Source organism: Pulveribacter suum, from assembly GCF_003013695.1.
Classification (GTDB): Bacteria; Pseudomonadota; Gammaproteobacteria; order Burkholderiales; family Burkholderiaceae_C; genus Melaminivora; species Melaminivora suum.
This window is the reverse complement of record NZ_CP027792.1, coordinates 966,005-990,618: the sequence shown is the minus strand read 5'-3', so window position 1 is coordinate 990,618 and position 24,614 is coordinate 966,005. Positions and strand designations below refer to the sequence as shown.

Sequence of the window (24,614 nt, the reverse complement as noted above, 5' to 3'; positions counted from 1 at the left end):
GCGCGGGTCAGACGTTGAACAGGAAGTTCATCACGTCGCCATCCTTGACGACGTATTCCTTGCCCTCGGCGCGCATCTTGCCGGCGTCCTTGGCGCCCTGCTCGCCCTTGAACTGCAGGAAGTCGTCAAAAGCGATGGTCTGCGCGCGGATGAAGCCGCGCTCGAAGTCGCCGTGGATCACGCCGGCGGCCTGCGGGGCGGTGTCGCCCTTGCGGATCGTCCAGGCGCGCACTTCCTTCACGCCGGCGGTGAAGTAGGTCTGCAGGCCCAGCAGGTCGTAGCCGGCGCGGATCAGCCGGTTCAGGCCGGGCTCAGCCAGGCCCATCTCCTGCAGGAACATGGCGCGGTCATCGTCGTCCATCTCGGCCATCTCGGCTTCGATCTTGGCGCAGATGGCCACCACGGGCGCGCCCTGGGCCTGAGCGTAGTCTTTCAGCTTGTCCAGCAGCGGGTTGTTCTCGAAGCCGTCCTCGGCCACGTTGCCGACGAACATCGCCGGCTTGGCAGTGATCAGGCAAAAGGGCTTGAGCAGCGGCGCGTCTTCCTTGGCGTGCGGCACGGTGCGCGCCGGCCTGCCCTGGTCCAGGGCGGCCTGGATGGGCGTGAGCAGGGCGACCAGCTTGGCGGCTTCCTTGTCGTTGCCGCTCTTGGCGGCCTTGCTGTAGCGCTGCAGGGCCTTGTCAACGGTGGCCAGGTCAGCCAGACACAGCTCGGTCTGGATGACCTCGATGTCGGCGATCGGGTCCACGCGGCCAGCCACGTGGATCACGTTCTCGTCCTCGAAGCAGCGCACCACGTTGACGATGGCGTCCGTCTCGCGGATGTGCGCCAGGAACTGGTTGCCCAGGCCCTCGCCCTTGCTGGCACCGGCCACGAGACCGGCGATGTCCACGAACTCGACGATGGCCGGCACGGTGCGCTCAGGGCTGACGATCTGGGCCAGCTGGTCCAGGCGCAGGTCGGGCACCTCGACCACGCCGGTGTTGGGCTCGATGGTGCAAAACGGGTAGTTCTCGGCGGCGATGCCGGCCTTGGTGAGGGCGTTGAACAGGGTGGACTTGCCGACGTTGGGCAGGCCCACGATGCCGCATTTCAGGCTCATGGCGCTCAGGCTTTCTGGGTGTCTGGGGAAACCGGCGATTCTAGGATGCCGGCCCCAAAGCCCTTCTTTGGGCACCCGCGGGCTGCTCCAGGGCGGCTCCTACAATCCGCCGCATGGCGCAGACATTCGACATATGCATTCGCGGCGCGGGCGTGGTGGGCCGCACGCTGGCCCTTCTCTTGGCGCGCGAGCGGCTGCGCGTGGCGCTGGTGGTGCCGCCCGCGCCCGCCGCCGCCGCGCCCGACGTGCGCGCCTATGCCCTCAGCGGCGCCTCGCAGGCGCTGCTGCAGTCGCTGCGCGCCTGGCCCGAGGCCGAACACGCCACGCCCGTGCTGCGCATGCAGGTGGCAGCCGACCAGGACGGCGCCGTGCATTTCGACGCCGCGGATGAGGGCCGCGAGGCGCTGGCCTGGATCGTGGACGTGCCGGCGCTGGAGGCGCGGCTGGTCGAGGCGGTACGCTTTCAGCCCCAGGTCGAGGTGGTGCCGGCGCCCGTGGCCGCGCCGCTGACGGTGGTCTGCGAGGGCCGCGCCAGCCGCACGCGCGAGCAGTTCGGCGTGGATTTCGACACCACCCCCTACGGCCAGACCGCCGTGGCCACGCGGCTGCAGTGCGAGCGGCCCCACGGTCAGGTGGCGCGCCAGTGGTTCGGCGCGGACGGCAGCATCCTGGCCTTCCTGCCCCTGGATGGGCCGCAGGGGAACTTGGTGGCCGTGGTCTGGTCTGTCTCCCATGACCAGGCGGCGCAGGCCCTTGCCCTCGATGACGACACCTTCACCCGGCAGCTGGCCCAGGCCAGCCACGGCGCCCTGGGCGCGCTGCGCGTGAGCGGGCCGCGCGCCAGCTGGTCGCTGCAGCAGGCGCGCGCGCGCCGCTGGTGCGGCCACCTGGCCGGCCAGCCGCAGCAGGCCTGGGCACTGGCCGGCGACGCGGCGCACAACGTGCACCCGCTGGCCGGCCAGGGGCTGAACCTGGGCCTGGCCGATGCGCAAGTGCTGGCGCGCGTGCTGCACGGGCGCGAGAGCTGGCGCCCACTGCATGACCTGCGCCTGCTGCGCCGCTACGAGCGCGAGCGCAAAGCGGCGCTGCTGCCGGCCAGCCTGGTCATGGACGGCCTGCAGCAGCTGTTTTCGCGCCGCGAGGCGGGCCTGGCGACGCTGCGCAACTGGGGCATGAACGGCTTCGAGCGCAGCGGCCCGCTGAAGGCCTGGGTGGCGCGCCAGGCCATGGGCTCCGGCGCCTGACGATTCCCTCCTCCTTTTCTTGACCTGCGCGCCGGCCGCCACGCCTGCGGCCATCCACTCACACACGATGACGACCACCATGAAACCCCTTCACGCCCTGCTTGCCGCGGCGGCCCTCCTTCTCACCGGCGCGCAGGCCAGCGCGCAGGACGCGGCCATCCGCAAGGCGCTGGGCGAGCGCATCCCGCAGCTGTCGCAGATCGACGAGGTGCGGCCAACGCCCATGAAGGGGCTGTACGAGGTGCGCATTGGCACCGACCTGTTCTACACCGACGCCAGCGGCAACTACCTGATCCAGGGCGAGCTGATCGACACCCGCGCGCGGCGCAACCTGACCGAGGACCGCATCAACAAGCTGACGGCGGTGGACTTCAAGTCGCTGCCGCTGCAGGACGCGGTGACCGTCGTGCGCGGCAAGGGCGAGCGCAAGCTGGCCGTCTTCGAAGACCCCAACTGCGGCTACTGCAAGCGCTTCGAGAAGGACCTGCAGAACGTGGACAACGTGACGGTCTATCTGTTCCTGTACCCCATCCTCAGCCCCGATTCGGCCGAGAAGTCGCGCAACATCTGGTGCGCCAAGGACCCCGCCGCCGCCTGGGACGACTGGATGCTGCGCGACAAGGTGCCCGCCGCCAACAGCTGCGACACCGCCGCGCTGCAGCGCAACCTGGCCTTTGGCCGCAAGCACAAGATCACCGGCACGCCCACGGTGATCTTCACCGACGGCTCGCGCGTGCCCGGCGCCATCGGCGCGAGCGACCTGGAAAAGCGCTTGGCCGAGGTGGCCACGACGGCCAAGTGACCGCCACGCGGCCACTCCTGATTCAGGAGCTGCCAGCGCTTGCTTGGCGCGGCTTTGCGATAGAAAACTATCGCAAATGCCCGACAAACAAGCGCTGGCAGCTCATCTTTTGATAGCTCAATGACCACCCTGCGCCCCGCCACGGCTGCCGTCCACTACCGCATCGACCCCTCCCTGGTGCACCAGCACCTGTACCGCGTGACGCTCACCGTGCACGCGCCGGCGGCGCGCCAGCAGCTGTCGCTGCCGGTGTGGATCCCGGGCAGCTACCTGGTGCGCGAGTTCGCCAAGAACCTGCAGTCGCTCAGCGCCAGCCAGGACGGCCGGCCCGTGGCGCTGATGCAGCTGGACAAGTGCAGCTGGCGCGCCGACTGCGACGCCGGCCACCCGCTGGTGCTGACCTACGAAGTCGCCGCCTACGACACCTCCGTGCGCACCGCCTGGCTGGACGCCTCGCGGGGCTTTTTCAACGGCACCAGCGTCTGCCTGCGCGTGCACGGGCAGGAGGACGAGGCCCACGACATCGAGATCGAGCGCCCGCAGGCCCTGGCTGGCTGGTCGCTGGCCACGGGCCTGGCGCCGCACAAGGTGGCGCGCTCGGGCTTCGGCACCTACCGCGCGCGCGACTACGACGAGCTGGTGGACTGCCCGGTCGAGATGGGCCCGTTCTGGAGCATCCGCTTCACCGCCTGCGGCGTGCCGCACCGCCTGGTGGTGGCCGGCGCCGCCGCCAGCTTCGACAGCGACCGCCTGGTGCGCGACGTGCGCCGCATCTGCCAGGAGACCATCCGCCTGTGGCACGGCGAGGGCCGCCCGCCGTTCGGCAGCTACGTCTTCCTGCTCAACGTCGTGGCCGACGGCTACGGCGGGCTGGAGCACCGCAACTCCACCGCCCTCATCTGCGGCCGGCGCGACCTGCCGCGCCTGGGCGAGGAGCGCGCCAGCGAGGGCTACCAGACGCTGCTGGGCCTGTTCAGCCACGAGTACTTCCACACCTGGAACGTCAAGCGCCTGCGCCCGGCGCAGTTCGCCCGCTATGACTACGGCCAGGAAAACTACACGCAGCTGCTGTGGTTCTTCGAGGGCTTCACCAGCTACTACGACGACCTGCTGCTGCGCCGCGCCGCCCTGATCGACCACGCCAGCTACCTGCGCGTGCTGGCCAAGACCATCAACCAGGTGCTGCAGACGCCCGGACGCCACGTGCAAAGCGTGGCCCAGGCCAGCTACGACGCCTGGGTCAAGTACTACCGCCAGGACGAGAACACCCCCAACGCCACCGTCAGCTACTACACCAAGGGCGCCCTGGTCGGCCTGTGCCTGGACCTGGCGCTGCGCCGGGATGGCCGCGCCACGCTGGACGACGCCATGCGCGCCCTGTGGCAGCGCACCCACGGCGGCCCCATGGACGAGGCCGACCTGCTGGCCGTGCTGCAGCAGCTCACGGGCCGCGACTGGTCGCCGCAGATCGCCGCCTGGGTGCACGGCACGGGCGAGCTGCCGCTGGCCGAGCTGCTGGCCGCCCACGGCGTCGCCCTCACCCACCAGGCAGCGCCCCTGGCCCAGCGCCTGGGCCTGCGCGCCAGCGAGGGAGCGGGTGGTGTGCAGGTCAAGACCGTGCTGCGCGGCGGCGCCGCCGAGGCCGCGGGCTTCATGGCCGGCGACGAATGGCTGGGCGTGGAGCTGCCGGGCGAGGCCTGGCGATTGCAGCAACTGGACGACCTGCTGCTGTACGCCGGCACGCACAACCAGCTCACCGCGCTGCTGGCGCGCGACCGGCGCCTGCTGCGCCTGCCCCTGGCCCTGCCGCCGGCCGATGCCGCCGCGGGCACCGTGCGCCTGGACGTGGCCGATGCCCAGGCCGCCGGGCGCTGGCTGGGGCCGGCTTGAGCCTGGTCAGAGAGAGGGCCGCTATAGTCGTTCGCCTCCCCTTTTTTCTTTCTTTCTCTTTCAGTCAACCACTACATAACGGAGATACCCCGTGGCCTACGAATGCATCGAGGTCCGCACCGAGGCGGACAAGGTCGGCGTCATCACGCTCGCCCGACCCAAGCAGCTCAACGCCCTGAACGACCAGCTGATGGACGAACTGGGCCAGGCCCTGAAGGCCTTTGACGCGGACGAGAAGATCGGCTGCATCGTGCTGACGGGCAGCGAGAAGGCCTTTGCCGCCGGCGCGGACATCGGCGCCATGGCCAAGTACAGCTTCGCCGACGCCTACAAGGGCGACTACATCACCCGCAACTGGGAGCAGATCCGCCAGATCAGGAAGCCGGTGATCGCCGCCGTGAGCGGCTACGCGCTGGGCGGCGGCTGCGAGCTGGCCATGATGTGCGACTTCATCATTGCCGCCGACAACGCCAAGTTCGGGCAGCCCGAGATCAAGCTGGGCGTGATCCCCGGCGCCGGCGGCACGCAGCGCCTGCCGCGCGCCGTGGGCAAGTCCAAGGCCATGGACATGGCCCTGACGGCCCGCATGATGGACGCCGCCGAGGCCGAACGCGCCGGCCTGGTCAGCCGCGTGGTGCCGCTGGATAAGCTGATGGAAGAAGCCCTGGGCGCGGCTGTTCTCATCTGCGGCTTCTCGCAGGTCGCCGTGATGGCCGCCAAGGAGACGGTGAACCGCGCCTTCGAGGGCACCCTGAGCGACGGCCTGATGTACGAGCGCCGCCTGTTCCACGCCCTGTTCGCCACCCAGGATCAGAAGGAAGGCATGGACGCCTTCGTGAACAAGCGCGCCGCCAACTTCACGCACCAGTGATTGCCCGGCCGCAAATTTCTGTTCTATAATTTGCGGCTTCGGTGGTATAGCTCAGTTGGTTAGAGCGCAGCATTCATAATGCTGATGTCCCAGGTTCAAGTCCCGGTACCACCACCAGGAACACGCAAAAAAAGGCCCGAACGATCGTTCGGGCCTTTTTTCGTTGCGGTGGCGCCCTGAGGCGCATTCCCGGCGTTCAGCCCGCGTAGGCCAGGGCCGGGGCGGACGCGCCGCCCGCCAAGTGGAACACGCTGACGGCCTGCACCAGCGTTTGCGCCTGCTGGTTCAGGCTGGCGGCGGCTGCGGCCATCTCCTCGACCAGCGCGGCGTTTTGCTGCGTGGCCTGGTCCATCTGCATGACAGCCTCGCCCACCTGGGACACGCCTGCGCTTTGCTCGCTGCTGGCAGCGCTGATCTCGCCGACGATGTCCGTCACGCGGCGGATGCTGCCCACCACCTCCTGCATGGTCGCGCCGGCACGGTCCACCAGCGCGCTGCCCTGCTCCACCCGGTCCACGCTGTCGGTGATCAGGCCCTTGATCTCCTTGGCTGCCTCGGCGCTGCGCTGCGCCAGGCTGCGCACCTCGCTGGCCACCACGGCAAAGCCCCGGCCCTGCTCGCCGGCACGCGCTGCTTCCACAGCCGCGTTCAATGCCAGGATGTTGGTCTGAAAGGCGATGGAGTCGATGACGCCGATGATGTCGGCGATCTTGCGGCTGGATTCGTTGATGCCGCGCATGGTGTCCACCACCTGGCCGACCACCTCGCCACCCTGCACGGCCACGGTGCTGGCGCTCAGGGCCAGCTGGTTGGCCTGACGCGCGTTGTCGGCGTTCTGGCGCACGGTGGACGACAGCTCCTCCATCGACGCGGCGGTTTCCTCCAGCGCGCTGGCCTGGCTCTCGGTGCGGCCGGACAGGTCCTGGTTGCCATGCGCGATCTGCGTGCTGGCCGCGGCCACCGACTCCGAGCCCTGGCGCACGCGGCCCACGACCTGCGCCAGACTGTCACGCATGGAGCGCATGGCAGCCAGCAGGCTGCGCTCGTCGCCGGCGCGCAGCTGCACCTCCACGGCGAGATTGCCCTGCGCGATTGCGCGCGCCACATCTGCGGCGTAGTCGGGCTCGCCGCCCAGCTGGCGGGTAATCGAGCGCGTGAGCAGCCAGGCGATGACGCCGCCGGCAACAGCAGCGAAACCAGCGATGCCCGCCATGAGCCAGATCGCCAGGTCGGCCTGCTCGCGCATGGCCTTGGCGGTCGTCTGCATCTGGCTTTTCAGCAGGCCGATCAGTTGGTCGAGCACGCTGAAATACTGCGCTTGCAGCGGCCGGTTTTCACGTAGCAACACATCGGACGCCATCGTTCCCTGCCCCGCCAGACCCAGGTTCACAGCTTTTTCCATCGAGGATAGATAAGGGGCGCGCAACTCGTCGAGCTTCTTCAGTAGCTCTCTTGCGTCTGCGGCCTGAATGGACTCCTCGAGCCGCTTGAACAGTGCGTCGTTCTTTGCGCGGGCTTCGTCGATGCGCGTCTTCTCTGCCTCTCTTGCCTGATCGTCATCCAGCAAGGCGATGTTGCGCGAGGCACGCGCTATGACGTTCAGATTGCCCTGCACCTGGTTGAGCTGCTCGATCTTGATCAGCCGGTCATCAACCAGCACAGCGGTGTTCTGACGTGCAGCGTGGAGCTGCATGGCACCAAAAAACGCTACCAGCAGTCCGGCGACGATGACTATGACAAAGCCCAAACCCAGTCGCGTGCCCAGCTTCATGCGAGAAAAATCCATTCCATCCTCTGTTGGAAACAATTACCCGGCGGCTGCGCGGCACCTTGTGCCGGGCTTTTGAAAACAGTCCCACCGAATGTCAAAGCATGAATTCTGTATCAATTCGCAACAAATGGCGATAGATTTTGGATTGTCCCTATTGCCCAATCTTCCCGTTATTGATGGCTGCTGCAGGCGGATTGGGCACAATCGCATGTTCCGCCGCGTTTTACTCACAGCCTCTGGATACACACCATGCAACGCTGTTCTTCCTCTCGCTTTTCTTCTTGCGGCACAGCGCTGTGCGTCGCTGCACTGCTGATGCTGCCCTGCGTCGGTGTACAGGCACAACCCGCGGCCCCTATCGCCTCCGCCGGCCAGCGCACCTTCCCCGCGACGGCCGAGCGCGGCACGCTGAAGATCCTCAGCCGGACCCAGGGCGAGCTCAACGGCAAGCCCGTGCGCCTGGCACCGGGCCTGCGCATCTTCAACCAGCAAAACGCCCTGGTCTTCGCGCACACGCTGGCCGGCGAACCGCTCACGGTGAACTACGTCATGGAGGCCAGCACCGGCCGGCTGCTCACCGCGTGGCTGCTCACGCCCGCAGAGGCCAAGAGCAGCGCGCGCAAGCGCGGCGCCACGGCCGCCCCCTTGCCCACCCCGGCCCTTTGAAGGCGGGAGCTGCACCATGACGATCAAGAAAGTCTTCATCAAAACCTTCGGCTGCCAGATGAACGAGTACGACTCGGACAAGATGGCCGACGTGATGAAAGCCGCCCAAGGCTATGAACCCACGCAGGATCCGGAAGAAGCCGACCTGATTCTCTTCAACACCTGCTCGGTGCGCGAGAAAGCGCAGGAAAAGGTCTTTTCCGACCTGGGCCGCGTCAAGCATCTGAAGGAACGCGGCGTGCTCATCGGCGTGGGCGGCTGCGTGGCCAGCCAGGAGGGCGAGGAGATCATCCGCCGGGCGCCCTTCGTGGACGTGGTCTTCGGCCCGCAGACGCTGCACCGCCTGCCCGAGCTGTTGAACGCCCGCGAGGCGCAGCGCCGGCCGCAGGTGGACATCAGCTTCCCCGAGATCGAGAAGTTCGACCATCTGCCGCCCGCGCGCGTCGAGGGCGCCAGCGCCTTCGTCTCCATCATGGAGGGCTGCTCCAAGTACTGCAGCTACTGCGTGGTGCCCTACACGCGCGGCGAGGAGGTCAGCCGTCCGTTCGAGGATGTGCTGGTCGAGGTGGCGGGCCTGGCCGACCAGGGCGTGAAGGAGGTCACGCTGCTGGGCCAGAACGTGAACGCCTACCTGGGCGCCATGGGCGACACGCAAGACACAGCCGACTTCGCGCTGCTGCTGGAATACGTGGCCGAGATTCCCGGCATCGAGCGCATCCGCTTCACCACCAGCCACCCCAACGAGTTCACGCCCCGGCTCATTGAGGCCTATGCACGCATCCCGAAGCTGGTCAGCCACCTGCACCTGCCAGTGCAGCACGGCAGCGACCGCATCCTGATGGCCATGAAGCGCGGCTACACGGCCATGGAATACAAGAGCACCATCCGCAAGCTGCGCGCCATCCGGCCCGATATGGCCATGAGCAGCGACTTCATCGTGGGCTTTCCCGGCGAAACCGAGGAAGACTTCCAGAAGATGATGAAGCTGATCGACGACGTGCGCTTCGACAACTCCTTCAGCTTCATCTTCAGCCCGCGCCCCGGCACGCCGGCCGCCAACCTGCACGACGACACGCCGCACGACGTCAAGCTGCGCCGCCTGCAGCAGCTGCAGGCCGTCATCAACCGCAACATCCTCGCGATCAGCCAGGAGCGCGTGGGCACGGTGCAGCGGATCCTCGTCGAGGGCGTGTCCAAGCGCGACGGCAGCGAGCTGATGGGCCGCACGGAATGCAACCGGGTGGTCAACTTCGCGGGCAATGCCCGGCTGATCGGGCAGATGATCGATGTGCGCATCACCGAAGCGCGCACCTACACGCTGCGGGGCCAGGTGCAGCTGCACGAGCCGCAACCGGAGCCGGCGCACTGACCGCAACCGGTGGCAGGCAGGCCGTGCCCGCAGCGCAAAGCGCCGCTCGCAAGCGCCACCCGGCCCGGGGTGGCCTGTCGTTCCAGCAGCTGTTGCTGCTGGCCTTTCTCTCCATCGGCGCCCTGCTGGGCGCCAGCTCCCTGCAGGCCCTGGCCACGCTGGAGCAACTGATGGCGCAAAGCCGCACCGGGGCGACGGAGGCCATCACCCTGGCTGCCGCCGCGCAGAACCTGGGCAGTCGCAGCCAGGCGCTGGAGCGGGCGGCGCGCCAGTCGCTCATCCTGGGCGACGCGCAGTTGCGCCGGCGCTTTGAAGAGACCCGGCAGGACGCGCAGAGCACGCTGCAGTCGCTGCGCCAGCGCGGCCTGCCGCCACAGCTGGCCGAGCAGTGGAGCGATCAGCTGGCCCAGGTCGCGGTGCTGCTGCAAGGCCCGGCGGCGCAGTCGCTGGACAGCGAGCGCGCGGTGGCCGCACTGTTTCTGGATATCGATGCGCTGAACACCGCCATAGCCCAGGCGGTGCAGGAACTCAACACCCGCCGCAGCAGCGAACTGATGGAGCAGGTCGAGGCCAGCCGCCGCGCCGTCACGCGCCGCGTGGTGGGCACCATCGCACTGGCGGCAGTGCTGGCGCTGGCCCTGGGCGTGTGGCTGGCGCGCCCCTTCAAGCGGCTGGAGCGCGCCATACGGCGACTGGGCGAAAACGAGCTGTCGCGCAGCGTGGAGGTCGCCGGCCCGGTGGACGTGCGTCGCCTGGGCCAGCAGCTGGAGTGGCTGCGCGTGCGGCTGCTGGAGCTGGAAGCAGACAAGGCACGCTTTTTGCGCCACGTCTCGCATGAGCTCAAGACCCCCCTGGCTTCGCTGCGCGAGGGGGTGGCACTGCTGCAGGAGGGCGTCACCGGCGAGCTGGGCGAGAGCCAGCGCGAGGTGGTGGAAATCCTGCGCCAAAACACCCTGGCGCTGCAGGGCGAGATCGAGGCGCTGCTGCGCTTCAACGCTGCTGCCTTCGAGGCGCGCCAGCTGCGGCGCACCCCCAGCGAGCTGGCGGCCCTCATCCAGGAGCAGGTACAGGCCCAGCGCCTGCAGTGGCAGGCCAAGGGCCTGCAGGTGCAGGTGCAAGGCGGCCCGCTGCGGTTGACGGTGGATGCGGAGAAGATGGGCTCGGCCGTCGCCAACCTGCTCTCCAACGCCATCCGTTTCTCGCCGCGGGGCGGCACCATCCACATCGTGCTGTCGCGAGTCCATGGGCGTGTGCGGATTGACCTACACGACGAAGGTCCGGGCGTCCATGACAATGACCGCCCCCATGTCTTCGAACCCTTCTACCGTGGCCAGCGCCAGCCGCAGGACATGGCGCGCGGCACGGGCGTAGGCCTGTCCATCGTGCGCGAATACGCCATCGCCCATGGCGGCAACGCCACGCTGCTGGACACGGGCCCGCACACTGCCTTCCGTATCGAATTGTCCGATGATTCCTAAATGCCTGCTGCTGCCTGCCATCGCCCTGCTGCTCCTGGCGGGCTGCGCTGTCCCCGCCAGCCCGTCCGCGCCAGCACAGCCCGCACCGGCGGCAAGCTGCAGCCCGCCGCCGCAGCCACAGGTCCCTTTGAAAGAACCCGCCGAGGAGCCTGCCGCCCCCTCCCCGAGCGCCTCCGACCGCGAGCTGCAGCAGGCACTGCAATACGCCGACCATGTGCGCGGCGCCGACGCGGCCGCACTGACCTCCGAGATCTCCAGGCTGGACAGGGAGCCGGGCGGCCCTGCAGCGGGCCCGCTGCACCTGGCGCTGGCGCTGATGCACACCCGTCAGCCGGCAGACACGGCGCGCGCCCTCGGGCAGGTGCAGCGCGTGCTGGACGATGACGCCCTGGCCGCCGTGCATCCCCTTGCGCGGCTGCTGGAAGGGCGGCTGCTGCAGCAGCGGCGCCTGGAAGAACAGCTGGACCGCCAGGCCCGCCAGCTGCGCGAGGCCCAGCAACGCAACGAGCAGCTGGGCGAACGCCTGGAGGCCATGCGCAAGCTGGAGCGCAGCTTGAACACCCGCCCGGCCCGTGCCACGGACGCTGCGCGCTAAAGGCCCGCCCCCATGCCAGCAGCCCGCCCCTCCCTGCCTGCCAGCAAACTGACGGACGCCCGCCAGCGCATTCTCGTGGTGGACGACGACGCAGACATGCTGCGCCTGTTGTCTCTGCGCCTGAACGCGGCCGGCTACGCGGTCACCACGGCCACCTCGGCCGAAGCCGCACTGGCCCAGTTCGAGGCAGAGCGGCCTCAGCTGGTCATCAGCGACGTGCGTCTGCCTGGCCGCGACGGGCTGGCGCTGTTCGATGACATCCGCGCCCGCCACCCGGCCATGCCCGTCATCCTGCTCACGGCGCACGGAACCATCCCCGACGCGGTGGAGGCCACGGCGCGGGGCGTGTTCACCTATCTCACCAAGCCCTACGACGCGCGCGAGCTGATGGACAAGATCAGCCAGGCGCTGGCCCTGGCCGCCCCGGCCAGTGCGCCGGCGCCGCAGGCCGACGAGGGCTGGCGCGCCGAGATCGTCAGCCGTTCCAGCCGCATGGCAGACCTGCTGGCCGACGCCCGGATGGTGGCGCAGTCGGACGCCAGCGTGATGCTGCTGGGAGAGAGCGGCACGGGCAAGGAGCTGCTGGCCCGCGCCATCCACCGCGCCAGCCCGCGCTCGGGCCAGCCCTTCGTGGCGGTCAACTGCAGCGCCATTCCCGAGGCGCTGCTCGAATCCGAACTGTTCGGCCACGTCAAGGGCGCCTTCACCGACGCCGTGAGCAACCACAAGGGCCTGTTCCAGGCGGCCGAAGGCGGCACGCTCCTGCTCGACGAAATCGGCGACATGCCGCCGGCCCTGCAGGTCAAGCTGCTGCGCGTGCTGCAAGAGCGCGCCGTGCGGCCCGTGGGCTCCAGCCAGTCGATCGCCGTGGACGTGCGCATTCTCTCGGCCACCCACCGCGACCTGGAGGCGGCCATGGCGGCAGGCCAGTTCCGCGAAGACCTGTACTACCGGCTGAACGTGGTTACGCTCAGCCTGCCTTCGCTGGCCGAGCGCCGCGAGGACATTGCACTGCTGGCCAACCATCTCCTGAGCACATTGGCGCGCAAGTACGGCAAGCGCCTGTCCGGCTTTTCGCCCGAGGCGCTCAAGGCGCTGGGCGCTGCGCCCTGGCCCGGCAACGTGCGCCAGCTCTACAACGTAGTTGAGCAGGTCTGCGCGCTTTCCACCACGCCGTTGATCCCCTTGAGCCTGGTGCAGCGCGCCCTGCGCATTCCCGCCGTCCAGGTGCTCAGCCTGGCGGAGGCCCGCCAGCGCTTCGAGCGCGAGTACCTTGTGGGCTTGCTGAAGATGACCGATGGCAACGCCGCAGACGCCGCCCGGCTGGCCCAGCGCAACCGCACCGAGTTCTACCGGCTGCTGCAAAAGCACGCCCTGACGCCGGGACACTTCAAGGCAGAAGACGGCACGAGCCCGCCTGTCGCCCCTGAGCGACACGAATAACCTGTTGATTTTCAAAAGGTTTTCGAGGTAGTCCTACATTTTCGCGTCGCCTCCTGACGACGTTCAGGCACCACAGGGCCGGTTTTACCAGCGTCGTGCATCCAGTTACTTCGCGTATCTGTGCCAAGTGACTGTCAGGTAAGCATTTTTTGCTGCTGGCACAGGGTTTGCCCTACAGGGGTATGACCTTCGTTCCCTCTGCTTATCGCACGCCGCGGCGGGGCCACCTGGCCCCGCGCTGGCTGGGCACCGTTGCGGTGCTGCTGGCCTGCGCCGCGGGGCCCGCCGCAGCCTTCGATTTCGAAGAGCTGACCCGACTGGCCCGCGAGCGCGCGGCCCAGCCCTTCAAGGCCGCTGATGCCGCCCTGCCGGCCGAGCTGGCGCAGCTGGACTATGACGGCCTGCGCGACATCCGCTGGCGTCCCGAGCGCGCCCTGTGGCGTGACCAGGAGCTGCCTTACGAGGCCATGTTCTTCCACCGCGGCGCCCTGCAGCCCCAGCCTGTGCTGGTCAACGAGGTGGCGCCCGACGGCTCGGTACGCCACATCGGCTACGACCGCTCGGCCTTCGACTTTGGCGCCAACCGGCTGCAGCCGCAGCGCTGGGGCGATCTGGGCTTTGCCGGGCTGCGGCTGCACTACCCGCTGAACTCGGTCCGCTACAAGGACGAGCTGGCGGTTTTCCAGGGGGCCAGCTACTTTCGCGCTCTGGGCCAGGGCCAGCAGTACGGCCTGTCGGCCCGCGGCCTGGCCATCGATACGGTGGGCGCGAAAGGGGAGGAATTTCCCCGCTTCACCGAGTTCTGGTTGGTGCGCCCGGCGGCGCACGCGCCCCAGGTCACGGTGTACGCGCTGCTGGAATCGCCCCGCGCCACGGGTGCCTATCGCTTCGATATCGAGCCGGACGCGCAGACGGTGACGCGCGTGCACAGCCGCCTGTTCCTGCGCGACGGCGGTGCGCCGGTGGCCACGCTGGGCGTCGCCCCCCTGACGAGCATGTTCTTCTTCGGCGAAAACCAGCCGCGCCAGGGCGACTTCCGGCCTGAAGTGCACGATTCGGACGGCCTCATGGTCGCTGCTGCCAATGGCGAGTGGCTGTGGCGCCCGCTGAGCAACCCGCGCTCGCCCAGCGTGACCTCCTTTGCGCTGACCGATCCGCAGGGCTTTGGCCTGATGCAGCGCGATCGGCAGTGGGCCAGTTACGAGGACGTGGAAGCGCGCTATGAACGTCGCCCCAGCGCCTGGGTGCGCCCGCTGGGCAAGTGGGGGCCGGGCCGGGTGGAGCTGGTGCAGTTGCCCACGCCGGACGAGACGCACGACAACATCGTCGCTTACTGGGTGCCCCGCGAGGCTCCGCGCCCGGGCCAGGCGCTGGAGTTCAACTACGAAATTCTCTGGCAGGGCGACCAGCAGCAGCGCCCTCCGGGCAGCTGGGTCACGCAGACGCGCCGGGGCATGGGCTACACGCGCCAAAGCGCCGAGCAGCTGCGCGGCCAGGTGCAGTACGTGCTGGACTTCGCCGGCCCCGCCCTGCAGGCCCTGCCCCCGGATACCCCGCTGAAGGCTGTCGTCAGCAGCGACGCCAACGGCCGCGTGCTCGAACAGCTGGCCTACCCCAATCCCGCCACCGGCGGCTGGCGCGTGACCTTGCGCGTGCAGCGGCTGAACCCCGGCCAGCCCGTGGAGCTGCGCGCCTTTCTTCAACACAACAACGACGCAGTGAGCGAAACATGGACGCACCTACTTCTTCCCGAGTGAGCCCGGACGAGACGCGCTCGTGGGCCGAGCACGAGCGGCGCCACCCCAATGCCTTCACGGCCCCGCCGCTGCACCGTGGCTCCATGGTGCCAGTGCCCTGGCGGGGTTTTTGGAACAGCGTGGGGACGGCCGCCTTGACGCGCCTGACCGGCCGCACCCCCGCGCGGGCTGCGCAGCGGTCCTCCGCGGCATGGCATCAGGCGGGCGCGCGGCGCCGCCAAGCGTTCATGGTGCTGTCGCTGGCTACCAGTGCCGCGGCCACGGCGTTGTTCGCCGGCGTGCAGCCGGCGTATGGCAGCGCGTGGCTGGAATATGGCCAGCTGGTGCTGTTCGCCCTGCTGTCCCTGTGGGTCACCACGGGTTTCTATACCGCGATGATGGGCGCCTGGGTGCTGCTGCGCGGCGACGCCCATGCCTTGTCCGCCCGCAGCGTAGCGGATCGACAGCTGGTGCCCGATGCCCGCACAGCGATCGTCATGCCTATCTGCAATGAGGATGTGGCCACCGTTTTCGCCGGGCTGCGAGCCACCTGCGAGTCGCTGGCGGCCACAGGCCACGCACGCAGCTTCGACGTGTTCGTGCTCTCGGACAGTTATGACTCGCAGATTACCGCGGCCGAGCGCACCGCCTGGGAGGATCTGCGCACGGCCCTGGCCACCAATGCGCAGCAGCCTCAGGTGGAGGTGTACTACCGCCTGCGCCAGCGCCGCACGCAGCGCAAGGCGGGCAACGTGGCCGATTTTTGCCGCCGCTGGGGCCGCGACTATGAATCCATGGTGGTGCTGGACGCCGATAGCGTGATGAGCGGCCAGTGCCTGGTCACCCTGGCCAAGCTGATGCAGGCCCACCCGCGCGCCGGCATCATCCAGACGGCCACGCAGGGCATAGGCCACGTGACGCTGCATGCACGTGCCCAGCAGTTCGCCTCGCGCGTGACGGGACGCCTTTTCACTCTGGGCATGCAGTTCTGGCAGCTGGGCGAGTCCCACTACTGGGGCCACAACGCCATCATCCGCCTCGAGCCCTTCATGCGCCACTGCGCGCTGGCGCCCATCCGCGGCAAGGGTGGGCTGTCGGGTGGCATCCTGTCGCACGACTTCGTGGAGGCCGCGCTGATGCGCCGCGCCGGCTGGGACGTCTGGCTGGTGCCCGACCTGGGCGGCAGCTACGAGCAGCAGCCGCCGGACCTGCTGGCCGAGCTGCAGCGCGACCGTCGCTGGTGCCAGGGCAACCTGCAGAACGCACAGCTGATTGCCGAGCCCGGCCTGCACCCGGTGCACCGCGCCATGCTGCTGACCGGGGCCATGGCCTATCTGTCAGCGCCGCTGTGGCTGGCCTTCATCACGCTGGGCACGGCGCTGTGGCTGTCGGGCGCTTCCGTGGCGGCCGGCTGGAGCGGCGTGCCCGGGCAGCTGCTGGCGCTGTGGGCTCTGACGCTGTGCGTGCTGTTCCTGCCTCGCGTAGTGGGCGTCCTGGCCATCGTGCTCAAGGGCGAGCAGCGCCAGTTCGGCGGCACCCGCAACTTGGTCGCAGGCGCGTTGCTGGAGGGCACGCTGGCCGTGTTGCAGGCGCCCATCCGCATGTTGGCGCATTCGCTGTTCGTGCTGGCGGCACTGACCGGGCTGCCCCTGGACTGGAAGTCGCCCCCGCGCGAAGCCGCCGCCGTGCCGTGGAAAGATGCCGCGCGCAGGCTGGCGCCCATGAGCCTGGGGGTGCTGGCCCTGGCCGTGGCCGTGGCGGCCCTGGACGGCAGCGCCCTGGTGTGGCTGGTGCCCATCGGCCTGCCCTTGCTGCTGGCCGTGCCGCTCACCGTGTTCACCAGCCAGATCGCCTTGGGCCGCAGCGTGCGCGAACACCGCTGGCTGTTGATCCCTGAGGAAGCCTGGTCGCCCCAGGTGCTGCGCCGCGCTTGGCTGCACGCCGGCCGCCCCGTGCGGCAAGGAGGCGCCGCCTGAGCAGTCGATGCGGTGCGCCCGGTCCAGGCAGCCGGCCACTCGTCCATCAGCGGCATCCGGCCTGCGGGCCAGGCCGATCACCGCCCGGCCCGGGTCAAAAACAGGCATGGGTGGCTCCGGTGATACGGCCATCGTCCTACACCACCGGCATCCAGCGCCACTTGTCGAAGGTGGTGCAGGGATGCGAGAGGCCCAGCTCTACCCGGTCACCCACCCGCGGTTGCTGCGCGGGAGGCGCCTCCCCGTTGAGACACAGGCTGGCGTGCTGGTCGTTGAGAGCGCTGACGCTCCAGTGACCGGGCACCGCCTTGGCCACGAGCGCACCGCGCCGCGCCAGGCTGACGGGAATGGGCATCTCCAGATCGTAGGAAAGGTCATGCCGTCCGCAGGTCAGCAGCGCCTGGCCGGCCTCGGACACCGACTGCACCATGGACCAGACGGTCAAGGCCGGGCGCAGAGTTTCCTGCAGGCCTTCGCGCTGCTGCACCAGTGTGAGAAAGCGCCGGTAGTTGCCATGGTCGTGGGTGATGTAGCAGCCCGAGCACAATTACGCCCCGCACAGGGCGCGACAACCCCTGGAGCTGCAGCAGGGGCACGACCAGGTCGAAGACGGCCCAGCCACCCGCCGTCAGCACGATGTCGTCCGCGTCGACGCTCCAAAGCCCTTCGGCATCGCAGGCGCGCGCCGCCTCCACCACACGGCGCACCAGGCCGGTCACCTCACGTGCATCGTGCTCGCTGTTGCAGCGCGCCACGCCGCCTTCGTAGCACTCGATACCCGCCAGGCGCGCCACCGGCGAGGCGGCCAGTGCCCGCGCCAGCGGCAGCCGCAGCTCCAGGCTGCGACAGCCCGTGCGCTGGCCAGGGATGCCCATCTCCAGCAGCACGTCGAACACCCGGGCGCTGGCTCGCCGCGCGGCCCAGCCCTCGATAAGGGCCAGCTGCGCCAGCGAGTCCACCAGAAACCACAGGCGCACGTCCGCATGACGAGCCAGCAGCGCATCCAGCGTGTCCAGATCGGCGTTACACACGACCTGGTTGGCGACGATGATGCGCCGTGCGCCGGCTGACACCCCGGTGCCCACCTGGAAGGCCGTAGCCAGGGTCAGGCCCCAGGCGCCGGCCTGCAGCTGCAGCGCGAACAGCTCGGGCGACATGGTGGACTTGCCGTGCGGCGCCAGCACGATGCCCCTGCGCCGCGCGAAGTCCTGCATCCAGGTCACGCGGCCGAGCCCTGGACGAGCACCGTCTGCTATCTTTTATATAGCTGCCAGCGCTTTATCCACAAGCGATGGAGGCCAAAAAGACCACAAACCTCAGAAAGGCATGCCGGGCAGGCCCTTCATCCCTTTCATGCCCTTCATGCCGCCCATCTTCTTCATGAGCTTCATGAGGCCGCCGCCCTTCATCTTCTTCATCATCCCCTGCATATGCTCGAACTCGTTGAGCAGGCGGTTGACTTCCTGCACCTGAACGCCGGCACCGGCGGCGATGCGCTTCTTGCGCGTGGCCTTGATGAGTTCGGGCTTCCTGCGCTCCTGCGCCGTCATGCTGCAGATGATGCCTTCCTTGCGGCGGATGTCGCGCTCGGCGCGGTCCATGTCCACCTGGCCGGCCTTGGCTGCCAGCTCGCTGGGCAGCTTGTCCATGAAGCTGGACAACCCGCCCATCTGCTTCATCTGCTGCAGCTGCGACAAAAAGTCGTTCAGGTCGAACCCGTCGCCGCTCTTGACCTTGGCGGCCAGCTTTTGCGCCGCCTCCATGTCCACCCCGGCGCTGACCTGCTCGACCAGCGCCAGGATGTCGCCCATGCCCAGGATGCGCCCGGCGTGGCGCTCCGCGTCGAACACTTCCAGCCCGTCGATCTTCTCGGACACACCGGCGAACTTGATGGGCGCGCCCGTCACCTGGCGCACCGACAGCGCCGCACCGCCGCGCGAGTCGCCATCTAATTTTGTCAGCACGATGCCCGTGAGCGGCAGCGCCTCCTTGAAGGCGCGCGCGGTGTTCACCGCATCCTGGCCCTGCATGGCGTCAACGACGAACAGCGTCTCCACGGGCTTCAAGACGGCGTGCAGGTCCTGGATCTCCTGCATCAGCACCTCGTCGATGGCCAGGCGGCCGGCCGTGTCCACCAGCAGCACGTCGAAGTAGTGGCGCTTGGCGTAGTCCAGCGCGGCGGCGGCGATATCGCGGGGCTTCTGGTCCGGGCTGCTGGGAAACCACTCGGCGCCGGCCTGCTTGGTCACCGTCTTGAGCTGCTCGATGGCCGCCGGGCGGTACACGTCGCCCGAGACGGTGAGCACCTTCTTCTTGCGCTTTTCCTGCAGGTGCTTGGCTAATTTTGCCGTGGTGGTGGTCTTGCCCGCGCCTTGCAGGCCGGCCATCAGGATGACGGCGGGTGGCTGCGCGGCCAGGTTGATGTCGGCCACGCCCTCGCCCATGGTGGCAGCCAGCTCCTTGTTGACGATGCCTACCAGGGCCTGGCCGGGCTTCAGGCTGCCCAGCACCTCCTGGCCCAGGGCCTTGTCCTTGACGCGGGCGATGAAGTCGCGCACCACGGGCAGGGCCACGTCGGCCTCCAGCAGGGCCATGCGCACCTCGCGCAGCATGTCCTGCACGTTGGATTCGGTGATGCGGGCCTGGCCGCGCATCTCCTTGACGAGACGGGTGAGTTTGTCGGTAAGGGCGGAAGCCATGGCTGCGTGCTCCAGAGGCGCCGGCAAACGCTGTGACAGCGGCCGGCCGGGCGGGCGCCGCCGAGACAGCGGACGGCTAAACTGCGAACCCATGATTTTACCCAGCGCATCCCTGGCCGGCTGGTTGCTGGCGGGCGCCGCGGCCCTGGCCTATGGCCTGGCGGCGGGCGCCGCCGCGCGCACCGGTGGCACGCGCAGCCCCTGGGCCATGGCGCCGGCCTGGGCGCTGCACGCGGCGGCACTGGCCTGGGGGCTGCTGGGCAGCGTGCCCCACTTCGGCTTTGCGCCGGCGCTGTCCATGACGGCCTGGCTGGTGCTCACCGCCTACGCCGTAGAGCGCCAGCTGTTCCCGCAAATGCGCGCGCGCGCCGTGCTCAGCGCCCTGGGGGCAGCGGCCGTCATCCTGGCGGCGGCGTTTCCCGGCCGCGCGCTGCACGTGTCGGCCTCGCCCTGGCTGGCCCTGCACCTCACGCTGGGCATCGCCTGCTACGGGCTGTTCGCGGCGGCCGTGATCCACGCCTGGCTGATGGGCCGGGCCGAGCGGCAGATGCGCCAGGCGGCCGAGCTGTCCAGCAGCCTGCCATTGCTGACGCTGGAGCGCCTGACTTTTCGCTTCGTGGCTGCCGGCTTCGTGCTGCTGTCGGCCACCCTGGCTGCCGGCTGGCTGTTCAGCGAGGTGCTGTACGGCCGCGCCTGGCGCTGGGACCACAAGGCCGTGTTCTCGGTGCTGGCCTGGATCACCTTTGCCGTGCTGCTGCTGGGCCGCGCCCGCTTCGGCTGGCGCGGGCGCAAGGCGGCGCGCGTGCTCTACGCTGGCGCGGCGCTGTTGCTGCTGGCCTATGCCGGCTCGCGCTTCGTCATGGAAGTGGTGCTGGAGCGGGCCGCCTGATGCTGAAATACCTGGTGCTGCTGGCCGTGCTGGCCGTGGTCTATGGCCTGTGGCGCAGCGGCCAGCGCCGCGCGGCGCCGCCCCCGCCGCCCGCCGGCAACCCGCTGCCCGAGCCCATGGTGCGCTGCGCGCGCTGCGGCGTGCACCTTCCCCGCTCCCAGGCTCTGCAGCAGGACGGGCGTAGCTACTGCAGCGCCGCGCACCAGCGCGAGGGCTGAACACAGCGTGGCTTCTGCGTCCGCGCCCGCACCGGGCAACCTGCCGTTTGCGCGCCTGTGGCATGCCTTTCTGACTGCGCGCGTCCTGGTGGCGCTGGCCCTGGTGTTGCTGGTGCTCATGGGCTCGGCCGTGAACCAGCTGGCCGGCCCGCTGCTGCTGGCCGTGAGCGGGCTGTACTTCCTGGCCACGCTGGCACTGCGGGTGTTCGGACGGCGCACGCCCCCCCCGCCCCAGCCGGGGCTGCACTGGCTGCCCTCCATCGGCGTGGATCTGCTGCTCATCGGCGTGCTGCAGGCGCTGCAGACCAGCGGATCGGTGAACTTCACGCCGCTGTTCGGACTGCCGCTGCTGCTGGCTTCGGTGCTCGGCACCCTCACCCTGGCACTGGGCACGGCCGCCTGCGCCACGCTGGTGCTGCTGGGCTGGGCCATCGCTTCGGGCGGCGCCGACAGCGCCCAGATGTATCTGCAGGCCGCCCTGACCGGCACGGGCTACTTCGTGGTCGCCTACCTGGCGCACCTGCTGGCCGCCCGGCTGATCAGCGAGCAGAAGATGGCCCGGCGCAGCCAGGTGGACGCCCACACCCAGCGGGCCGTGAGCGCCCTGGTCATGCAGCACGTGGCCGATGGCGTGCTGGTGCTGGACACCGAAGGCCAGGTGCGCTTGGCCAACCCGGCTGCGCTGCTGCTGCTGGGCCCGCACGCCGAAGGCGGCGTGCCCTTCGCCCTGGGACACCACGGCGCCTGGGCACCATTGCTGGCGCTGGCGCGCGAGACCTTCGCGCTGCAGGTCCCGCAGATGGTGGACGTGGAGATCCTGCACGATGGCTTGGCGCCCATGGCACTGCGCGTGCGCAGCTGGCCCACGCACACGCGCGCCGCCGCCCTCAGCCCCGACGAGGAGCCGCTGTGCGTGATGTTCCTGCACGACCTGCGCGAGATGGAGGCGCGCCTGCGCACCGAAAAGCTGGCCGCCATGGGCCGCATGTCTGCTGCCGTGGCCCACGAGATCCGCAACCCGCTGGCCGCCATCTCGCAGGCCAACGAGCTGCTCGCCGAAGATCTCTCTGACCCCAGCCACCAGCGGCTGACCACCATGGTGCGGCAAAACGCCGAGCGCCTGGTGCGCATCACCGAGGAGGTGCTGGACATCGCCCGCGTGCAGCACCGGCCCTTGCATGCACCGCCGGCCCTGGTGGCGCTGGACGATGCAGTGCGCCACATCTGGGCCGATTGGCAGGCGCACGACCGGCCCAGGCGGCAGGGGCAGCTCAAGCTGGAAGCGGGCAGCGCCCAGGTGGAGTTCGACACCGAGCACCTGCGCCGCGTGCTGGTGAACCTGCTGGACAACGCCCTGCGCTACATGGGCCCGCATGCCGATTCGCTGTGCGTGTCCACGCGCATCACGCCCAGCGGCCGCTGCGGCCTGCAGATCTGGAGCGACGGCGCGCCGCTGGACCAGAGCGTGGAGCGCCACCTGTTCGAGCCTTTCTTCTCGTCCGAGAGCCGCTCCAGCGGCCTGGGCCTGTACATCTGCCGCGAGCTGTGCCAACGCCATGGCGCCGCCATCAGCTACCAGCGTGCCAGCCGCAGCCTGCCGCGCGGCGAGGTGCCAGGCAATGCCTTCACGGTGCTGTTTCGGGGCGGCAGCCAGCCCGGGAGCACGCCTTCGCTGTTTGACACAATCGGGCATTGAAGCACCGCCCATGAACACCCATACCGCCGCATCCATCCTCGTCGTGGACGACGAACCCGACCTGCGCACGCTGTACGAGCTGACGCTGCTGCGCGAGGGCTACCGCGTGGAGGCCGCCGCCACCGTCGCCGAGGCACGCGAGCAGCTGGCGGCGCAGAAATTCGACGTGGTCATCAGCGACATGCGCCTGCCCGACGGCTTCGGCATGGAGCTGCTGCACGACCTGCGCCAGCAGCAGCGGCGCGAGCGCTGCGTGGTCATGACCGCCTACGGCTCGGCAGACAACGCGGTGGAGGCGTTGCGTGCCGGCGCCTTCGACTACCTCACCAAGCCGGTGGACCTGAAGCAGTTTCGCGCTGTGGTGGCCTCCGCCATCCAGGGCATCGGCGGGGTGCCGGCGCCGCAGCGGGGTGCCCGCGTCAGGCCCGCGGCACTGGCGTCGCAGGACGCAATGGGGCGCCTGATCGGCGAATCCGCTCCCATGCGCGCCGTCAAGGACCGCATCGCCAAGGTGGCGCGCAGCATGGCGCCCGTGCTGGTACGCGGCGAGTCAGGCACCGGCAAGGAGCTGGTGGCGCGGGCGCTGCACGCCAGCAGCCAGCGCGCCAGCGGGCCGCTGGTCGCCGTCAATTGCGGCGCCATTCCCGAAAATCTGCTGGAGGCCGAGTTCTTCGGCGCCCGCAAGGGCTCCTACACCGGCGCCAGCCAGGACCGGGAAGGCTTCTTCCAGGCGGCGCGCGGAGGCACCTTGTTTTTGGACGAGATCGGCGACCTGCCGCTGGCCATGCAGTCCAAGCTGCTGCGTGCCATCCAGGAGCGCAGCGTGCGCCCGCTGGGCTCCACCCAAGAGGAAGCGGTGGACGTGCGCATCGTCAGCGCCACGCACCGCGACCTGGCCGCCGACGTGCTGGGCGGGCGCTTCCGCCAGGATCTGTACTACCGCCTGAACGTCATCGAAGTGCTGGTGCCGCCGCTGCGCGAGCGCCGCGAGGATCTTCCGGCCCTGTGCGCGGCGCTGCTGGCGCGCATCCAGGAAGACAGCCACATCGCCGTGCCGCCCCTGACGGACACGGCCATGCAGCAGCTGGCGCGCCACCCGCTGACCGGCAACGTGCGCGAGCTGGAAAACCTGCTGCACCGCGCCGTGGCACTGAGCGACGGGCGCGAACTGCACATTGAAGATCCCGCGCCCGGCACCGCCTGCCCGCCCGGCAGCGCCCCTGGCGCGCCCGCGGCAGCCAGCGCCGCAGCGTGCGAAATGCCGGGCGACCTGCAGGCCTGGCTGGACCAGCAGGAGCGCGAAATCCTCGTGCGCGCGCTGCACGAATCCGGCTTCAACCGCACGGCAGCCGCGGCGCGCCTGGGCATCAGCCTGCGGCAAATCCGCTACCGCATCGCGCGGCTGGACATCGCCATGCCCCAGGGCGGCGATGAACATGGCGACGCGCAGTAGCCCTTGGCGTGGCGGCTGGCTGGCCGAAGCGCACCGCCTGCCCTCGCCCAACCAGGGCGAGCGGCCGGCCGGCGCCCAGGTAGATTTGATCGTCGTGCACTCCATCAGCCTGCCCCCGGGCAGCTATGGCGGCGGGCAGGTACAGCAGCTGTTCACCAATCGGCTGGACTGGAACGCCCACCCCTACTTCGCGCAGATACGCGGCCTTCAGGTGTCCAGCCACTTCTTCATTGAGCGCACCGGTGCGCTGTGGCAGTTCGTGGACGCCGGGCAGCGTGCCTGGCATGCAGGGCTCTCGCACTACCGCGGGCGCGGCAATTGCAACGATGACTCGGTCGGCATCGAGCTGGAAGGACTGGAGGGCCAGCGCTTCGAGTCGGCCCAGTACGCCGCCCTGCTGCGGCTGTGCCGGGCGCTGATGGAGCAGTTTCCCATCCGCTTCATCGCCGGCCACGAACACATCGCTCCGCAGCGCAAGGGGGACCCGGGCAGCGGCTTCGAATGGCCCCGCCTGTGGAGCGCCCTGGCCGGCAGCGGCGTGTTGCTGCCACCCGGCACCGCCCGGACCGCCTGACCCGCAGCCGCTCGCGCCGGGGCTGGGATGCTGCCCAGCGGACAGGTCCCAGTGTCAGAAAAGTTCGCCAAAAGGCCTTTACCCCTTGTAGCCCTTGAACACTACCTATAGTGTTCTAATCCATCGCATCACGCTAAATGTA

Annotated in this window: 21 protein-coding genes and 1 tRNA gene; 17 read left to right on the top strand and 5 right to left on the bottom strand. The window is 69.2% G+C overall.

What is annotated here, in order from left to right:
- Positions 1–7: 7 nt before the first annotated feature.
- Positions 8–1,102 (bottom strand): redox-regulated ATPase YchF, encoded by a 1,095-nt coding sequence (ychF, locus tag C7H73_RS04475; RefSeq protein WP_106845539.1) that lies wholly within the window; start codon positions 1,100–1,102, stop codon positions 8–10.
- A gap of 113 nt (positions 1,103–1,215) precedes the next feature.
- Between ychF and C7H73_RS04470 the strand changes: the two genes are divergently transcribed.
- The 5 genes from C7H73_RS04470 to C7H73_RS04450 all read left to right on the top strand — a co-directional run bounded on the left by C7H73_RS04470 (position 1,216) and on the right by C7H73_RS04450 (position 6,026).
- Complete coding sequence (locus C7H73_RS04470; protein WP_106845538.1) at positions 1,216–2,346, top strand: FAD-dependent monooxygenase; 1,131 nt, start codon at positions 1,216–1,218, stop codon at positions 2,344–2,346.
- A 79-nt stretch (positions 2,347–2,425) separates the two neighbouring features.
- On the top strand, positions 2,426–3,148 hold the full coding sequence (locus C7H73_RS04465; protein ID WP_106847537.1) for a DsbC family protein: 723 nt from the start codon (positions 2,426–2,428) through the stop codon (positions 3,146–3,148).
- A gap of 120 nt (positions 3,149–3,268) precedes the next feature.
- Entirely contained in the window at positions 3,269–5,038 is a 1,770-nt protein-coding gene (locus C7H73_RS04460; protein ID WP_193483939.1) for a M61 family metallopeptidase, read from the top strand.
- A 91-nt stretch (positions 5,039–5,129) separates the two neighbouring features.
- Positions 5,130–5,909: an enoyl-CoA hydratase gene (locus C7H73_RS04455; protein WP_106845537.1), complete on the top strand. Its 780-nt coding sequence runs from the start codon at positions 5,130–5,132 to the stop codon at positions 5,907–5,909.
- 40 nt (positions 5,910–5,949) lie between these two features.
- A tRNA-Met gene (locus tag C7H73_RS04450) sits at positions 5,950–6,026 on the top strand.
- 79 nt (positions 6,027–6,105) lie between these two features.
- On the opposite strand, the gene C7H73_RS15840 is transcribed toward C7H73_RS04450, so the two are convergent.
- Positions 6,106–7,695 (bottom strand): methyl-accepting chemotaxis protein, encoded by a 1,590-nt coding sequence (locus C7H73_RS15840; protein WP_106845536.1) that lies wholly within the window; start codon positions 7,693–7,695, stop codon positions 6,106–6,108.
- A gap of 300 nt (positions 7,696–7,995) precedes the next feature.
- Here C7H73_RS15840 and C7H73_RS04440 point away from each other — a divergent pair, with 300 nt between their 5' ends.
- From C7H73_RS04440 to mdoH, 7 genes are all read left to right on the top strand, one after another.
- Positions 7,996–8,346, top strand: a complete 351-nt coding sequence (locus tag C7H73_RS04440; protein ID WP_227001418.1) for a hypothetical protein — start codon at positions 7,996–7,998, stop codon at positions 8,344–8,346.
- A gap of 16 nt (positions 8,347–8,362) precedes the next feature.
- A complete protein-coding gene (gene miaB / locus C7H73_RS04435; RefSeq protein ID WP_106845534.1) occupies positions 8,363–9,715 on the top strand; it encodes a tRNA (N6-isopentenyl adenosine(37)-C2)-methylthiotransferase MiaB in 1,353 nt (450 codons plus the stop codon).
- Positions 9,716–9,738: 23 nt separating this feature from the next.
- Positions 9,739–11,193 (top strand): ATP-binding protein, encoded by a 1,455-nt coding sequence (locus tag C7H73_RS04430; protein WP_170104797.1) that lies wholly within the window; start codon positions 9,739–9,741, stop codon positions 11,191–11,193.
- A 127-nt stretch (positions 11,194–11,320) separates the two neighbouring features.
- Positions 11,321–11,788: a hypothetical protein gene (locus C7H73_RS04425; RefSeq protein WP_227001417.1), complete on the top strand. Its 468-nt coding sequence runs from the start codon at positions 11,321–11,323 to the stop codon at positions 11,786–11,788.
- A gap of 12 nt (positions 11,789–11,800) precedes the next feature.
- Entirely contained in the window at positions 11,801–13,231 is a 1,431-nt protein-coding gene (locus C7H73_RS04420) for a sigma 54-interacting transcriptional regulator (RefSeq protein WP_106845533.1), read from the top strand.
- Between the two features lie 182 nt (positions 13,232–13,413).
- Positions 13,414–14,988 (top strand): glucan biosynthesis protein G, encoded by a 1,575-nt coding sequence (locus tag C7H73_RS04415; RefSeq protein WP_106845532.1) that lies wholly within the window; start codon positions 13,414–13,416, stop codon positions 14,986–14,988.
- Complete coding sequence (gene mdoH / locus C7H73_RS04410) at positions 14,961–16,943, top strand: glucans biosynthesis glucosyltransferase MdoH (RefSeq protein ID WP_106845531.1); 1,983 nt, start codon at positions 14,961–14,963, stop codon at positions 16,941–16,943. Before C7H73_RS04415 ends, mdoH begins: the two co-directional genes overlap by 28 nt.
- 136 nt (positions 16,944–17,079) lie before the next feature.
- On the opposite strand, the gene C7H73_RS15730 is transcribed toward mdoH, so the two are convergent.
- The 3 genes from C7H73_RS15730 to ffh all read right to left on the bottom strand — a co-directional run bounded on the left by C7H73_RS15730 (position 17,080) and on the right by ffh (position 19,642).
- Complete coding sequence (locus tag C7H73_RS15730) at positions 17,080–17,373, bottom strand: type III PLP-dependent enzyme domain-containing protein (protein WP_264371571.1); 294 nt, start codon at positions 17,371–17,373, stop codon at positions 17,080–17,082.
- Positions 17,318–18,166 carry a type III PLP-dependent enzyme domain-containing protein gene (locus C7H73_RS04405; RefSeq protein WP_227001415.1) on the bottom strand — a complete coding sequence of 283 codons (849 nt, stop codon included), beginning with the start codon at positions 18,164–18,166 and terminating at the stop codon, positions 17,318–17,320. The genes C7H73_RS15730 and C7H73_RS04405 overlap by 56 nt, the downstream gene beginning before the upstream one ends.
- 93 nt (positions 18,167–18,259) lie before the next feature.
- Positions 18,260–19,642: a signal recognition particle protein gene (gene ffh / locus C7H73_RS04400; protein WP_106845530.1), complete on the bottom strand. Its 1,383-nt coding sequence runs from the start codon at positions 19,640–19,642 to the stop codon at positions 18,260–18,262.
- A gap of 91 nt (positions 19,643–19,733) precedes the next feature.
- Between ffh and C7H73_RS04395 the strand changes: the two genes are divergently transcribed.
- Genes C7H73_RS04395 through ampD form a run of 5 tightly spaced genes read left to right on the top strand, consistent with a single transcriptional unit; the run spans position 19,734 to position 24,472 of the window.
- A complete protein-coding gene (locus C7H73_RS04395; RefSeq protein WP_106845529.1) occupies positions 19,734–20,531 on the top strand; it encodes a cytochrome C assembly family protein in 798 nt (265 codons plus the stop codon).
- Positions 20,531–20,749 (top strand): PP0621 family protein, encoded by a 219-nt coding sequence (locus tag C7H73_RS04390; RefSeq protein WP_405124780.1) that lies wholly within the window; start codon positions 20,531–20,533, stop codon positions 20,747–20,749. Before C7H73_RS04395 ends, C7H73_RS04390 begins: the two co-directional genes overlap by 1 nt.
- A gap of 7 nt (positions 20,750–20,756) precedes the next feature.
- Positions 20,757–22,445 carry a sensor histidine kinase gene (locus C7H73_RS04385; RefSeq protein WP_227001414.1) on the top strand — a complete coding sequence of 563 codons (1,689 nt, stop codon included), beginning with the start codon at positions 20,757–20,759 and terminating at the stop codon, positions 22,443–22,445.
- A 10-nt stretch (positions 22,446–22,455) separates the two neighbouring features.
- Positions 22,456–23,898 (top strand): sigma-54-dependent transcriptional regulator, encoded by a 1,443-nt coding sequence (locus C7H73_RS04380; protein WP_106845528.1) that lies wholly within the window; start codon positions 22,456–22,458, stop codon positions 23,896–23,898.
- Complete coding sequence (gene ampD, locus C7H73_RS04375) at positions 23,882–24,472, top strand: 1,6-anhydro-N-acetylmuramyl-L-alanine amidase AmpD (protein ID WP_106847531.1); 591 nt, start codon at positions 23,882–23,884, stop codon at positions 24,470–24,472. The genes C7H73_RS04380 and ampD overlap by 17 nt, the downstream gene beginning before the upstream one ends.
- Positions 24,473–24,614: the final 142 nt, after the last annotated feature.